Annotated in this window: 14 protein-coding genes; 8 read left to right on the forward strand and 6 right to left on the reverse strand. The window is 75.0% G+C overall.

All coding sequences use genetic code 11. The features are described 5' to 3' along the window. Positions 1-27: 27 nt before the first annotated feature. Positions 28-810: an aldo/keto reductase gene (locus tag H1D33_RS18540; RefSeq protein WP_181571946.1), complete on the reverse strand. Its 783-nt coding sequence runs from the start codon at positions 808-810 to the stop codon at positions 28-30. 70 nt (positions 811-880) lie between these two features. Between H1D33_RS18540 and H1D33_RS18545 the strand changes: the two genes are divergently transcribed. Beyond that, positions 881-1,915, forward strand: coding sequence for a DNA polymerase ligase N-terminal domain-containing protein (locus tag H1D33_RS18545; protein ID WP_181571945.1), 1,035 nt, complete (start codon positions 881-883; stop codon positions 1,913-1,915). 8 nt (positions 1,916-1,923) lie between these two features. After that, a complete protein-coding gene (locus H1D33_RS18550) occupies positions 1,924-3,087 on the forward strand; it encodes a threonine synthase (protein ID WP_181571944.1) in 1,164 nt (387 codons plus the stop codon). 59 nt (positions 3,088-3,146) lie between these two features. On the opposite strand, the gene H1D33_RS18555 is transcribed toward H1D33_RS18550, so the two are convergent. The 3 genes from H1D33_RS18555 to H1D33_RS18565 form a co-directional block, all read right to left on the reverse strand. Continuing rightward, complete coding sequence (locus H1D33_RS18555; RefSeq protein WP_091063455.1) at positions 3,147-3,539, reverse strand: cupin domain-containing protein; 393 nt, start codon at positions 3,537-3,539, stop codon at positions 3,147-3,149. Between the two features lie 244 nt (positions 3,540-3,783). Beyond that, entirely contained in the window at positions 3,784-4,188 is a 405-nt protein-coding gene (locus H1D33_RS18560) for a hypothetical protein (RefSeq protein ID WP_181571943.1), read from the reverse strand. 166 nt (positions 4,189-4,354) lie between these two features. Continuing rightward, positions 4,355-4,813: a septum formation initiator gene (locus H1D33_RS18565; protein WP_181571942.1), complete on the reverse strand. Its 459-nt coding sequence runs from the start codon at positions 4,811-4,813 to the stop codon at positions 4,355-4,357. Between the two features lie 105 nt (positions 4,814-4,918). Between H1D33_RS18565 and H1D33_RS18570 the strand changes: the two genes are divergently transcribed. The 3 genes from H1D33_RS18570 (at position 4,919) to H1D33_RS18580 (ending at position 7,919) form a co-directional block, all read left to right on the forward strand. Next, positions 4,919-5,611, forward strand: a complete 693-nt coding sequence (locus H1D33_RS18570; protein ID WP_181571941.1) for a response regulator transcription factor — start codon at positions 4,919-4,921, stop codon at positions 5,609-5,611. Further along, a complete protein-coding gene (locus tag H1D33_RS18575) occupies positions 5,608-6,879 on the forward strand; it encodes a sensor histidine kinase (RefSeq protein WP_181571940.1) in 1,272 nt (423 codons plus the stop codon). The genes H1D33_RS18570 and H1D33_RS18575 overlap by 4 nt, the downstream gene beginning before the upstream one ends. Positions 6,880-7,154: 275 nt before the next feature. Then, complete coding sequence (locus H1D33_RS18580; RefSeq protein ID WP_181571939.1) at positions 7,155-7,919, forward strand: PepSY domain-containing protein; 765 nt, start codon at positions 7,155-7,157, stop codon at positions 7,917-7,919. Between the two features lie 190 nt (positions 7,920-8,109). Here H1D33_RS18580 and H1D33_RS18585 read toward each other — a convergent pair whose 3' ends face one another. Continuing rightward, positions 8,110-9,483, reverse strand: coding sequence for a cellulose binding domain-containing protein (locus H1D33_RS18585; RefSeq protein WP_181571938.1), 1,374 nt, complete (start codon positions 9,481-9,483; stop codon positions 8,110-8,112). Positions 9,484-9,673: 190 nt separating this feature from the next. On the opposite strand from H1D33_RS18585, the gene H1D33_RS18590 reads away from it, so the two are divergent. Continuing rightward, positions 9,674-10,777 carry a beta family protein gene (locus H1D33_RS18590; protein WP_181571937.1) on the forward strand — a complete coding sequence of 368 codons (1,104 nt, stop codon included), beginning with the start codon at positions 9,674-9,676 and terminating at the stop codon, positions 10,775-10,777. A gap of 1 nt (position 10,778) precedes the next feature. On the opposite strand, the gene H1D33_RS18595 is transcribed toward H1D33_RS18590, so the two are convergent. Next, positions 10,779-11,060, reverse strand: a complete 282-nt coding sequence (locus tag H1D33_RS18595; protein ID WP_181571936.1) for an iron-sulfur cluster biosynthesis family protein — start codon at positions 11,058-11,060, stop codon at positions 10,779-10,781. Between the two features lie 246 nt (positions 11,061-11,306). On the opposite strand from H1D33_RS18595, the gene H1D33_RS18600 reads away from it, so the two are divergent. After that, positions 11,307-12,023, forward strand: coding sequence for an MIP/aquaporin family protein (locus tag H1D33_RS18600; RefSeq protein WP_181571935.1), 717 nt, complete (start codon positions 11,307-11,309; stop codon positions 12,021-12,023). 63 nt (positions 12,024-12,086) lie between these two features. Then, the gene (dacB, locus tag H1D33_RS18605; RefSeq protein WP_181571934.1) at positions 12,087-13,670 is read left to right on the forward strand and encodes a D-alanyl-D-alanine carboxypeptidase/D-alanyl-D-alanine endopeptidase; all 1,584 of its coding nucleotides are present in this window, start codon (positions 12,087-12,089) and stop codon (positions 13,668-13,670) included. The last annotated feature ends 17 nt before the right edge of the window (positions 13,671-13,687 follow it).

The following is a 13,687-nucleotide window of genomic DNA, read 5'->3' on the forward strand; positions in this document are numbered from 1 at the left end:
ACCGCGCCCCCTCCCGTGGTACGCGGGTCAGCCGCCGAGCGCGTCGATGTCCCGCATCTCCTCGGCGGTCAGCGAGAACCCGAACACGTCGGCGTTGGCCCGGATCCGCTCCGGCGTCACCGACTTCGGGATCACCACGATCTCGTGGTCGATGTGCCAGCGCAGCACCACCTGCGCGGGCGAGACGTCGTGCGCCTGGGCGATGCGGACCAGCACCGGGTCGGACAGGTCGCTGGTCTTGAACGGGCTGTACCCCTCCAGCGCCACCCCCCGGTCCCGGTGCGCGACATGCGTCTGCCGGTCGTACAGCGACGGGCTCCACCGGATCTGGTTGACCGCGGGCGTCTCCTCGGTGGCCTGGATCAGCTCGTCGAGCTGCGCGGTCGAGTAGTTGCTCACGCCGACCGCGCGGGCCAGGTTCTCGTCCCGGGCGGCGAGCATCTCCCGCCACACCGGGATGCTGTCCCCCGGGGCGGGCGGCGGCCAGTGCACCAGCCACAGGTCGACGTACTCGACGCCCAGCGCGTCGAGGCTGGCCTCGATGGTCTCCCGCTCCCGGCCCACCCGGTCCGCCGGCAGCTTGGTGGTGATGAAGACGTCCTCCCGGCGCAGCCCGCTCTCGGCGACCGCCCGACCGACCTCCTTCTCGTTGCCGTACATGGTGGCGGTGTCGAGGTGGCGGTAGCCGGCGTCCAGCGCGGCGAGCACGGCCTGGTAGCCGTCCTCGCCGGTGGCCTGCCACGTGCCGAAGCCGAGCAGCGGGATCCGGACGTCGCCGGTGAGTGGCAGGGTGGGCTGGTCGAGGTCCATGCCGACGGTTCTACCCCTGATCGTCGCCGCCATGCCGGCCCCCGGGAAGGGCATGGCGGAGAATACGGCTGTGGCGGACCGGCTGGAGGACTACCGGCGCAAGCGGGACCCGGCGCGTACCCCGGAACCGGTGCCCGAGCGGTCGCCGCGCCGCCGGCGGCCGACGGGGCCCGCGCCCCGCTTCGTCATCCAGCAGCACCACGCCCGGAGCCTGCACTGGGACCTGCGGCTGGAGCACGACGGCGTGCTGGCCTCCTGGGCGGTTCCGCGTGGCCTGCCCCGCGACCCGGGCCGCAACCACCTCGCCGTGCACACCGAGGACCACCCGATGGAATACCTGACGTTCGCCGGGGAGATCCCGGCCGGGGAGTACGGCGGCGGGCGGATGACCCTCCACGACACCGGCACCTACCGCGCGGAGAAGTGGCGCGACGACGAGGTGGTCGTGGTGCTGGACGGGGAGCGCACGAAGGGGCGGTACGTCCTGTTCGCCACCGGCGGCCGGGGCCGGGACTGGATGGTCCGCCGCACCGACCCGGCGCCGCCCGGCTGGACGCCGATGCCCGAACTGGTCCGCCCGATGCGCGCCGCCGAGGGCGGCCGGCTGCCGCGCGACGCCGACGCCTGGGGGTACGAGCCGCGCTGGTCTGGCGTGCGGGCGATGGCGTACGTCTCCGGCGGCCGGCTGCGGCTGCGCGACGGCGACGACGCGGACGTCACCGGCGCGTACCCCTGGTTGCGGGCGATGGCCGAGGAGCTGGCCCCCACCGAGGCGGTGCTGGACGGGGTGCTGGTGCGGATCGACCCGGCCGGGCGGCTGCATCCGCCGACCCGGCGCGACGGCCAGTTCCTCGCCGTCGACCTGCTCTGGCTGGAGGGCGTGTCGAGCCTCGACGTGCCGTACGCGCAACGCCGCGACCTGCTCGACGGTCTGGCGTTGGCCGGTCCGCACTGGCAGACTCCGCCGTGGTTCCCGGGAGTCGGCGCGGACGCCCTGCGGGCCGCCCGTGAGCAGGGGCTCCCGGGGGTGGTGGCGAAGCGCCTCGACTCCCGCTACGAACCGGGCCGGCGCAGCCGGCACTGGCTGAGCATCGACGCGAGCTGAGGACCACCGTGCACCTGACGCACCTGGAGTGCCCGCGCTGCGGCCTGGACCACCCGGCCGACAAGCTGCAGAACCTGTGCGGGTGCGGTTCCCCGCTGCTGGCCCGCTACGACCTGGCCATGGTGGCCGCCACGGTCACCCCGGAGCAGTTCGGGCTGCGCCCGGCCGACCTGTGGCGCTACCGGGAGCTGCTGCCGGTGGCCGATCCCCGGTTCGTGACCACGCTGGGCGAGGGCTGGACGCCGCTGTGGCACGCCCGGGCGTACGGCCACGAGATCGGGGTGGACGAGCTGATCGTCAAGGACGAGGGGCTGACGCCGACCGGGTCGTTCAAGGCGCGGGGCGCGGCGGTCGGCGTGAGCCGGGCCCGGGAGCTGGGCGTGGAGCGGATCGCCATGCCGACCAACGGCAACGCCGGCGCGGCCTGGGCGACGTACGCGGCCCGGGCTCAGATGGGCGCGACGATCGCCATGCCGTTGGCCGCGCCGACCATCTGCCGGCAGGAGTGCGTCGCCGCCGGGGCCGACCTGCGGCTGGTCGACGGCCTGATCGGGGACGCCGGCCGGGAGATCGCCGCGCTGGTGGCCGACTCGGGCGGGCGGGTCTTCGACGCCGGCACGCTGCGCGAGCCCTACCGGCTGGAGGGCAAGAAGACGATGGGCTACGAGATCGTCGAGCAGCTCGGCTGGCAGGTGCCCGACGTGATCATCTATCCGACGGGCGGCGGCGTCGGGCTGATCGGCATCCACAAGGCACTGCACGAGCTGCGCGAGCTGGGCTGGGTGGAGGACCGGCTGCCCCGGCTGGTGGCGGTGCAGTCGACCGGCTGCGCGCCGATCGTGCGCGCGTTCGCGGCCGGCGAGGCGCGGGCCACCCCGTGGGTGGACGCGCACACCGTCGCGTTCGGCATCACCGTGCCCGCCCCGCTCGGCGACGAGCTGATCCTGACCGCGCTGCGGGAGAGTTCCGGCACCGCGATCGCGGTGGACGACGCGGAGATCGTCGCCGACCTGCGCGACTTCGCCGCCCGGGAGGGGCTGCTGCTCTGCCCGGAGGGCGCGGCCTGCCTGACCGCGGCCCGGCACCTGCGCGCGGGTGGCTGGATCCGGCCCGGGGAGCGGGTCGTCGTGCTCAACACCGGCGCCGGCATCAAGTACCCCGGCCTGGTGTAAGGAAGGGCCCCCGCTTAACGCCTCCGGCATGGCAGGGGCCCCTTCTTAACAACGCGCGCTCAGGACGTGGGCGGCTCGTCCTCGCCGGCCTCCTCGGCGGCGTCCGCCTCCTCCTTCGTCTTGTGCACCGCGCCGTCGGCGTGCTCCGGCGGGCCGTAGACGGTGTAGAGCACCAGCGGGTTCGGCCCGGTGTTGACGAAGTTGTGCTTCGTGCCCGACGGCACGACCACCAGGTCGCCGGCGACGACGTCCTTCTTCTCGCCCGCCACCCGCGCCTCGCCGGTGCCGCTGACGAACGTGAGGATCTGGTCGATGCCCTCGTGCACCTCCTCGCCGATCTCGCCGCCCGGCGGGATGGTCATGATGACCAGCTGGGTGTGCTCCCCGGTCCAGAGCACGCGGCGGAAGTCGGGACTCTTCTCGGCGACGGTCGCGATCGTGAAATGCTCCATGGCCCGCTCATACCCCGATCGCGCGTCCGCCACGCCGGGAGTGGCAGATGGTGGAATTCCCCACCGCGAGGGGGTTTGACCGCGCCGGGAACGGGCATCTGCAGCCGACAAGACCGGTGCGGGACAGGCCGGTCGAGCCAGGTCCCCGCTGACGTACCGCCGTACGGCTGCGCCGGTGGGAGACGGCCAGAGCGCGGCGACGTGACGACCCCCGGGTCGTGCGGCGCCGTGCGCTCGTTGGCGGTCAGGCGAGCACGGCCAGGTGGAACGGGCGGTCCACGTGCCCGCCCGCGGCGTGCGTCTCGACGAAGACCGCGTTGGCGATCCCGGCGCGGGGCGCCACCGTGACGGTCCCCTGCTGCGCCAGCCCGCCGCCGCCGGCCGGGCCCACCGTCCCGACGTACGCGGCCCGAGCCACGTCCTGGTCGAAGGCGACCTGGTACATCCCGGCGGCGAGCCGGGTGGACGAGGTGGCGCCGAGGCCGCGGACCAGGGTGCCGTTCGCGTCGACCACGGCGAACAGCACGCGGGCGGTCGTCGGCAGCCCGGCCGGCGAGTACGAGTTGATCTCGGTGTCGACGCGCGCCGCCTCGTGCGCGCTCGGGGCGGGCTGACCGGTCGCTCCCCTCCTCGGTCTGGGGCTGGGCATGGTGATCCTCTCTCCCACCGGTACGCCGGCAGGAGGCGTTCGTGGTGCGTCCCGGCGATCAGCGGCGATCACTCTGCTGCTTCGACGCTATGTCGACACGCCGCCCGCCAACCAGCGACAGCACTGTCCGATCAAGGACAGTAGACGGCTCTGAGCTGGGAAAACGTCAATCCTTGACATCGTTGACCGGCACCGCGTCGCGGCAGCGCAGCCGAAGCTCGTACTCCTGGTCGTCGCCGACGAACCGCACCTCGACGTGGTCGTCGGGCCCGAGGTCCGCGTGCTTCGTCCGATATCCGGGCGTCGGCGACGACGTCACCACGCGGACGCCGCCGGGCCCGCACTCCGCGAGCACGCTGCCGCCGGGCGTCGTGAAACCACGTTGGGCGCCGGTCGGCGACGCCGCCCCGGTGCCGGCCGGCGTCCCGGTCGGGCTCGCGGCCGTGCCGCTCGGCCCCGCCTCGGGTACGGCGAGCGCCCGGGCCACGTCCTGCTCGGTGCGTACCCCGCCGGCCGTGCCGGTGATGTCCGCGCCCACCAGGTCGATGGCGGCCAGCCCGACGAGCGTCGCCGCGGCGGTCGTGGCCAGCCAGCCGGTCACGGCGAGGAGGGTACGGCGGTCCATGCCCCCGAGTCTGCCCCGCGACCGGGTTGGGCGGGGCGTAGGGCGACGCTAAGGTCCGGTTAAGGGGCCCGGCCGACCGCCCGGGCAGCGGCTATCGTGCCTTGCGTGGCGCGCCTGCTGCTCATCGAGGACGACCTGGCCATCCGCACCCCGCTGCTGCGGGCCCTCCGGGAGTACGGGCACGCGGTGGCGGCCGCGTCCACCGCCCTGGACGGGCTGCGCGACGCCCTGGACGACCGACCCGACCTGGTCGTGCTCGACCTGGGACTGCCCGATCTGGACGGTGGCGAGCTGCTGCGGATGCTGCGCGCGGTGAGCACGGTGCCGGTGGTGGTGGCGACCGCCCGCGACGACGAGGTCGAGATCGTCCGGCTGCTCGACGCGGGCGCCGACGACTACCTGGTGAAGCCGTTCACCGCCGCGCAACTGGACGCGCGGGTCCGGGCCGTGCTGCGCCGCTCGGCCACCGGCGGCGCGACGGAGACGGCGCTCGTGGTCGGCGGGCTGCGGATCGACCCGCGGGCGCGTCAGGTCACGCTCGACGGGGTGCCGGTGGAGCTGACCCCCCGCGAGTTCGACCTGCTGCACCACCTCGCCGGCCGGCCCGGCCAGGTGGTCACCAAGCGGGAGCTGCTGACCGAGGTGTGGCGGATCCCGTACGGCGGGGCCGACAAGACGGTCGACGTGCACCTGTCCTGGCTGCGCCGCAAGCTCGGCGAGAACGCCCAGGCGCCGCGCTACCTGCACACCGTGCGCGGGGTCGGGGTGCGGCTCGACGCGCCGGGGCTCCAGCGGTGAGGGGCCGGCTGACACTCCTGGTCGCGGCCGTCGGCGTGCTGGTCATGGTCGCGTTCCTGGTGCCGCTGGCCGTGCTGGTGCGTACCGTGGCCGCCGACCGCGCGACCGCCCGGGCCACCGCCGACGTGCAGCGCCTGGTGGCGGTGGTCGGCACCGCCGGCCCGGAGACGGTCCGGCTGACCGTGGACCAGTTCGCCACCGACACCGGCCGCGAGGTGAGCGTCTACCTGGCCGACGGGACGGTGCTCGGCGCGCCGGCCCCGCGTACCCCGGCGGTCACGCTGGCCGCCCGGGGGCAGAGCCTGACCGTCGAGTCCACCGCCGGTCGGGAGGTGGTGGTCGCGGTGCAGGGCCGGCCGGAGGGCACCGGCGTGATCCGTACCGTGGTCCGGCCGGCCGAGTTGAGCGCCGGCGTGACACGCGCCTGGTCGGTGCTGGCGCTGCTCGGCGCGCTGCTCGTGGTGGTGGGCCTCGTGGTCGCCGACCGGCTGGCCGGCACGCTGGTGCGGCCGATCTCGGCGCTCTCGGCCGTCTCCCACCGGTTGGCGAACGCCGAGCTGGACGCCCGCGTCGAGCCGGCCGGCCCGGCCGAGCTGCGGGAGGTGGCGGGCGCGTTGAACCATCTCGCCGCGCGGATCCAGGTCCTGTTGCGTGAGGAACGCGAGCAGGTGGCCGACCTGTCGCACCGGCTGCGTACCCCGTTGACCGTGCTCCGGCTGGAGGCCGAGTCGCTCCGCGACCCGGACGACGCCACCCGCCTGACCGCCGCCGTGGACGGCCTGGAACGGGCGGTCACCGGCGTGATCCGGCAGGCCCGGTGGCGCAGTACGGCCGCCGGGGGCAACTGCGACGCGGCCGAGGTGGTCGGCGAGCGGGTGACGTTCTGGTCGGTGCTCGCGGAGGACACCGGCCGGACCGTGACGCTCGACCTCGCGCCCGGCCCGCTCCCGGTCCGGTTGAACGGCGACGAGCTGGCCGCCGCGGTGGACGCGTTGCTGGGCAACGTGTTCGCCCACACGCCGGACGGCACCCCGTTCACGGTACGGCTGGCGGCGGAGGCGGACGAGGTGACGCTGACCGTGGCCGACGAGGGCCCGGGCCTGCCACCCGAACCACCGCGCCGGGGCGTCAGCCGGGCCGGGTCGACCGGGCTGGGCCTGGACATCGCCGAGCGGGCCGCCGGCGCGGGCGGCGGCCGGCTGGAGTTGTCGTCCGGGCCCGGCGGCGGGGCCCGGGTGGTGCTCCGGCTCGCCGCCGCACCTGCCTGACCCCAGCTCATCGGGCAACATCGACGTGGGACGGGGCCGGGCACGCGCGACCGTGTCCACTGCCTCCCTGACGCACCCACCGCGTTCCACCCACCAGCCGGCCGGCGACCGACGGGAACGCCACGGGTGTCAACAGCGCCCTGACACACCCGTGGCGTTCCACTGACGGTACGGGTGGCTCAGCCCGCCTTAACCCGGCGTTGTCCCTCGGCTAGCGCGGCGCTGACCGTCCGGCGCGCATCGTCGTGGACAGGAACCGAGGAGAGGTGACGATGATGCGACGTACTTCCCTGATGCTGGCGGCGGCCGGTGGCGTGGCCGTGTTGGCGGTGACCGGCGCGGCGCTCGGTGTGGCCGCGGCGGACCAGTCGAGCGGGCGGTCCGCCCCGGCCGCCGTGACGGTGGAGGACGACCCGGCCCGGGCCGGAGGCGACGACCCGGCCGGCACGACGTCCGGCGAGGACAACCCGGCCCGGTCGGCGAACGGGGGCGACGACAACCCGGCCCGGTCGGCGAACGGGCGCGACGACAACCCGGCCCGGTCGGCGAACGGGCGCGACGACAACCCGGCCCGGTCGGCGAACGGGCGCGAGGACAACCCGGCCCGGCACGGGGCGGCCGACGACGCCACGGCTCCGGCGAGCATGGGCGGCGAGGACAACCCGGCTCGACAGGGGCGCGACGACGACACCACCCCGGCGGCGGATCGGGCGGTGAGCCGGCAGCGGGCCGCCGAGGTGGCGCTGGCGCGGATCGGAGGCGGCCGGGTGAGCGAGATCGAGGCGGAGACCGAGCACGGCCGTCCGGCGTGGAGCGTCAAGGTGGTCCGCGACGGCTGGCGGCACGAGGTCAAGGTCGACCGGGGCACCGGCGCGGTGCTGGAGGTCGAGCGGCAGCGGGCCGGCACGGAGGACCGTGGCGGGCGCGACGACAGCGGCCGGGACGACCGCGCCGGCAGCGACGACCGGGGTGGGGACGACCACGGCCGGGACGACCGTGGCGACGACCACGGCGGCGACCGGCACGGCGACGACGACTGACGGGAAGCGCCCGGGCGACGCGGCGACCCGGCGGACGCCGCGAGGACCGAGCGGGTGCCGACCGGCGCCGCGAGGGCTGAGCGGAAGCCACCCGGCGCCGCTACGACCGAGCGGGAGCCGAGCGGCGCCACGCCCAGGAGGACCAGGCCGGGGCCCGGGTGCGGAACGTCTCCGCACCCGGGCCCCCGGTTCACCGCAGGGTGCAGCGCACCTCGGCGGGTGGCTGGTTGTCGCCCGAGACGACCAGGCCCCAACTGGTGACGCCGCCGGCCGCCAGCGCCCCGTTCCAGGCCGCGTTCGTGGCGGTCACCCGGGTGCCGGACTGGGCGGCGGTGGCGTTCCACGCGTTCACCAGCCGCTGCCCGCCGGCGAAGCCGACCTCGCTGCTCCAGCCGGCGGCGGCGGACGTACCGGTGTTGCGGACCGTCACCTCGGCCTGGAAGCCGCCGGCCCACGCGCCGGTGACCGTCCAGGTCGCCGCGCACCCCGCGCCGGACGGCGGGGTGCCGGTGGGGCTCGGCGAGGCGGTCGGGCTCGGCGAGGCGGTCGGGCTCGGCGAGGCGGTCGGGCTCGGCGAGGCGGTCGGGCTCGCCGAGGCGGTCGGGCTGGGCGAGCCGGTCGGGCCGTCCGAGGTGGTGTAGGCGACCGGCGTGTACGCGGCCGAGCAGGTGCCGCCGCACGCGGCCGGCAGCGCGAACCGGTACGTCCGGCCGCCGTTGACGAGCGCGCCGGTGACGTCCCGCACCCGGATCTGGAAGTCGGTCCCGCCCGCGGCGGTGGCGCCCAGGATGTACGACTGGCCCATGTCGCTGTTCATGGTGGCGGTCCGCCAGACCCCGTCGGCCAGGTACTCCACGCCGTGGATGCCGTTGGCCAGGTGGGAGACGGCGATGGCCGGCCAGTAGCGTTGCGCGCCCCGCAGGAACGCGATCCGGATGTCGCCGGAGTAGTCCGGCGCCGGCACGAACGACCAGGAGACCCGCCGGTTGTTCCAGTGGTTCGGGTAGAGGTCACCGACCGGGACGCCACCGCGCGCGAACCGGTTCAACGACGCGGTGGACAGGTCCAGGTGGTTGCGGTCGTCCCGGCACCAGGCGTTGCCGTCGCCGCAGGAGTCGGCGACCACCATGGTCAGCGTGGCGCCGTTGTAGCCGTCGGCGACCCAGGAGCCGTTGCGGCAGAACGGCTGCCCCGGCGCGCCGTCGTTCGTGCCGGTGCAGCGGTCGCCGATGGTGACCCGGACGAACCGGCCGCAGTTGAGACCGTTGTTCCACAGGCCGACCTTGTCCGCCTGGGCCGGCGGCAGCGGCCGGACCGGATAGGACGTGTAGTCGCCGGGCAGGTCGTAGACGTTGAGCGCGACGAAGTCCGCTGCGTCCAGTTCGGACTGTGGCAGGCCGCACCCGCCGTACGGGGAGCCGAGGCCGTCGAAGTGGGTGGCGTTGCCGGTGACCGGCGCGGGCGGGTCGTCGACCGCGAGCGCGGGCAACTGGCCGGCGACGAGCAGCGCGGCCGCCCCGGCGGCCAGGGCCGCGACGAGCCGGAGTCGGGAGTGCGGGGTCATGGTTCGGCCTTCCGGGCGGGCCGGCCCGGGGCACGGGTCGGCTCAGGGGGTGGTCATGGTTGCCCGTCCATGCCCGGCGGTGCCCGCGCAGACCATGCCACCACCGCGGCGCGCGGCCTGTCAATCGCGTCTCCGGTCATTCGGACCGACGCGATGGTGACGGAGAGCGATCGAGTCGCTACATTGAAGTATGGTGTCCGCACCCGGCGGCCGACCGCCGGAACCGGTCTACCGTCCCGTGCTGGCCGCGCGCCGGGGCGAACTGGAAGCCCTGACCCACCTCGACGACACCGCCGTCGGCCTGCTCGCGCCGATCCTCGACGTCACCTCGGACGATCCGGGCACGCCGGAGGCGCTGGGGCGGCTCCCCGCCGGCATCCTGCCCGCCGTCGACGCGTCGGCGCTGCCGGACGGGCCGGAACACGATCCGGTCCGCTGGGGCGTACCGCTGGTGCCGGTGATCGGGCTCGCGGAGAGTGACCGGCGGCTGGCGGCCCACGGCGCCGCCGCGCGGGCCTGGGCGGGCCGGGCGGTGGTCCGGCTGCGGACCGGCCCGGACCGCGCCGGGCCGGACGCCACCACCGCCGCGGCGGAGCGGGTGTGGCGGTCGACCGGGCTGGTGCCGGAGCAGTGCGACCTGCTGCTGGACGCGGGGGACGTGTGCTGCCCGGCGGACGTCCGGCTGGCCGAGCCGCGGGTGCGGCGCGCGGCCCAGTGGGCCCGCCGGCACGCCTGGCGGTCGGTGACCGTGGCGGCGGGCGGGATGCCGCCGACGCTGTCCCGGCTTCCCACCGACGAGCCGGTCCGCCTGGATCGCTACGACTGGTCGCTCTGGCAGCGCCTGGCCGACCTGCGGCTCGGCTACGGGGACTACGGGGTGGGTTGCGCGGTGCGCGGCGCGGACGCGCCGGGCGACCGGCTGCCGACGCTGCGCTGGGCGGCGGACGGCGCGTGGTGGGTCTACCGCTGGGCCCGGCGGGGCGGGCGGGGCGACGAGCGCCTCGCCGACCTGTGCCGCACGCTGGTGTCCGCCCCGCACTGGCCGGCGGCCGGGGCGGGTTTCTCCTGGGGCGACCACGAGGTGCTGCGCCGGGCCCGGCGCGGCGCGGGCGCCGGATCGGAGGCCTCCTGGATCGCCTGGAGCACCTCGCACCACCTGGCGCACGTGCTGGCCACGCTGGCCCGACCGGACCGCGAGCAGCGTGGCGGCTCGTGGTGGGCCGACCAGGACGCCCCGGCGTGGGGACGCGCCGGCCGGCCGCAGCGCGGCGGGGAGTCCCGCCGCGCCGGCTGAGTCACTCCTTCTCGGTGAACCCGAACTGGACGACGCCCTCGTCGTCGACGACCGCGTCGACCGCGGTGTCGTTGAGCAGCTCGGCGGCGTCGGAGTCCAGGAAGATCCGCGCCCCTTCGGTGTCCACCACCTGGTCGCCCTGCACGGGCTCGGGCACCAGCTCGATGGAGAGCGACCCGGCCTCGGTGTCGGCGGCGATCCGCAGGCCGCCCGCCTCGGCGAGATCCTCCTGGGCGGCGAGGTCACGGATCACCAGCACGGCGTTGTCGGTCATGGTCAGCATGGCGGAACTCCTCATGGCTGGGTGCGGAAGGTTCGCGGGCGGCTCGGCCCACGCGGTCGGCTCACGGCCGGCGGAAGCGGACGAAACAGTGTTCGCCGCGCGGAAGCGGGGCGGTCGGACGGCCCCTCCCCACCCACCGTGCCCGCTGCCGATGGATCCGTCAAATAGAGCCGGGTGATCGGCCAGCACCGGCGTGAACAGGGGTTTTTGCCTCCGGGGCGTCCGCCGGCTCCCTAAGCTCGGGGTATGGACGACCCGCGCAGGTACGTCGCCGAGTTCCTCGGCTCACTGCTGCTGATCTTCTTCGGTGTGGGCAGCGCCGTCTTCGCCCGCGTCCAGGGTGGCGTGGTGGTGGTCGCCCTGGCCTTCGGGTTCACCATGCTGGCGCTGGTCTACACGATGGGGCCGCTCTCCGGCAGCCACATCAACCCGGCGGTGACGTTGGGCGTGCTGCTCTCCGGGAAGATCTCCCCGCTGGGCGCGGTGGCGTACTGGATCGCGCAGTTCGCCGGCGCCACGGTCGCCGCGTTCGTGATCTGGGCGCTCACCCGGTGGGGTGACGTGGAAGACCAGACCGGTGCGCTCGGCACCAACGGGTACGGCGCGCACATCAACCTGGGTGGCGCCGCCGTGCTGGAGACGGTGCTGACGTTCCTCTTCGTCCTGGTGGTGCTGGTGGTGACCGGTCGCGGTGAGCACGCCGCGTTCGCCGGGGTGCCGATCGGCCTGGCCCTGGCCGCCGCGCACCTGGTCGGCCTCACCCTGGACGGGACCTCGGTGAATCCGGCGCGGTCGTTCGGCCCGGCGTTGTTCGAGGGCGGGGCCGCGCTGCGCCAGCTCTGGGTGTTCATCGTCTTCCCGCTGTTGGGGGGCGCGCTCGCCGCCCTGGTCGCGCCGCTGATCCTGCGGCCCGGCGCGGGCGGGCGGGGGCCGGCGGAACGGGTGGCCACCCCGCGACCGTGAGCCTGACGAAAACTTTCGCTCTGGGACCTATCCCGCAGGAAAGCTCCATGGCAGCATCGGCGCATGCATCGTCGTCTCTTTCCTCGGGCCCTCGCGGCGTTGGTGCTGGTCGCCACCGCGGCCACCGCCGGCGCCCCGAACGCCACGGCCGAAGCGCCCACCCCGGCGCAGACCCGGCTGCACGCGACCATCGACGCGGTCCTCGCCGACAGCCGGCTCGACGGTGCGCAGGCGGGCGTGGTGGTGGTGGACACCGCCACCGGCCGCACGCTCTACGACCGCAACGGCAACCGGCGGCTCGTCCCCGCCTCCAACACCAAGCTGCTCACCTCGACCGCGGCGATGGAACTGCTCGGTCCCGGCCACCGCTTCACCACCGACGTCAGCGCAGGCGGGCCGCGCCGCGCCGGGCTGCTCTCCGGCGACCTCTACCTGCGCGGCGGCGGTGACCCGACCATGCTCGCGGCGGACTACGACCGGCTCGCCGCGCAGGTCGCCGACGCCGGCGTACGGGTGGTGACCGGCAACCTGGTCGCCGACGACACCCGCTACGACCGCAGCCGGCTCGGTCCGGACTGGACCTGGGACGACGAGCCCTACTACTACGCGGCGCAGGTGTCCGCGCTGACCGTCGCGCCGGACACCGACTACGACGCCGGCACCGTGATCGTCAACGTGGCGCCGGGCACCCGGGCCGGCACCCGGCCGAAGATCTCGATGACGCCGGACAACGGTTGGCTGCGCGTCGACAACCGGGCCGAGACCGTCGCCGGTGGCGAGACCAGCATCTCGATCGAGCGGGAGCACGGCGGCAACACCGTCGTGGTGACCGGCCAGATCGCCGCCGGTCAGGCCATCGAGAGCGACTGGGTGACGGTCTGGGAACCGACCGGGTACGCCGCCGACGTCTTCCGCTCCGCCCTGCGCCGGCACGGCGTGCGCGTGCTGGGCCGGACCGTGCTCGGCACGGCCACCCCGGACACCGCCCGACCGTTGGCCCGGCACGACTCGATGCCGCTGGCCGACCTGATGGTGCCGTTCCTGAAGCTCTCCAACAACGGGCACGCCGAGGTGCTCACCAAGGAACTGGGTCGGGTGCTCTCCGGCTCCGGCACCTGGTCCGCCGGCCTGACCGCGATCGGCGAGTACGTCGGCGACACCGGGATGGACACCGGCACGCTGCGCCAGCGCGACGGGTCCGGGCTGTCCCGCCGCAACCTGATCCCGCCGGCCCAGTTCGTCACGCTGCTCTCGGCGGTCCGCGCCGAACCCTGGTTCGACACCTGGTACGCGGCCCTGCCGGTGGCCGGCAACGCCGACCGCTTCGTCGGCGGGACGCTGCGCAGCCGGATGGCCGGCACCGCCGCCGCGAACAACGTGCACGCCAAGACCGGCAGCCTGACCGGGGTCTCCGGCCTCTCCGGCTACGTCACCGACGCCGACGGCCGGCTGCTGGCCTTCTCGATCGTCCTCAACAACTACCTGACCTCGTCGGTCAAGGGGCTGGAGGACCAGATCGCGATCGCGCTGGCCTCGTACTCCGAGAAGGAGACCGCGACGGCCCGGCGGACGGTGCCGGTGGCGCCGGACTCGCCGCGCGTGCCGGAGGGTCGGGAGTGCTCCTGGGTCAAGCCGGTCCGCTGCTGACCGGTCCGTGCCGGCCC

The sequence above is a fragment of the Micromonospora ferruginea genome (assembly GCF_013694245.2).
GTDB lineage: Bacteria > Actinomycetota > Actinomycetes > Mycobacteriales > Micromonosporaceae > Micromonospora > Micromonospora robiginosa.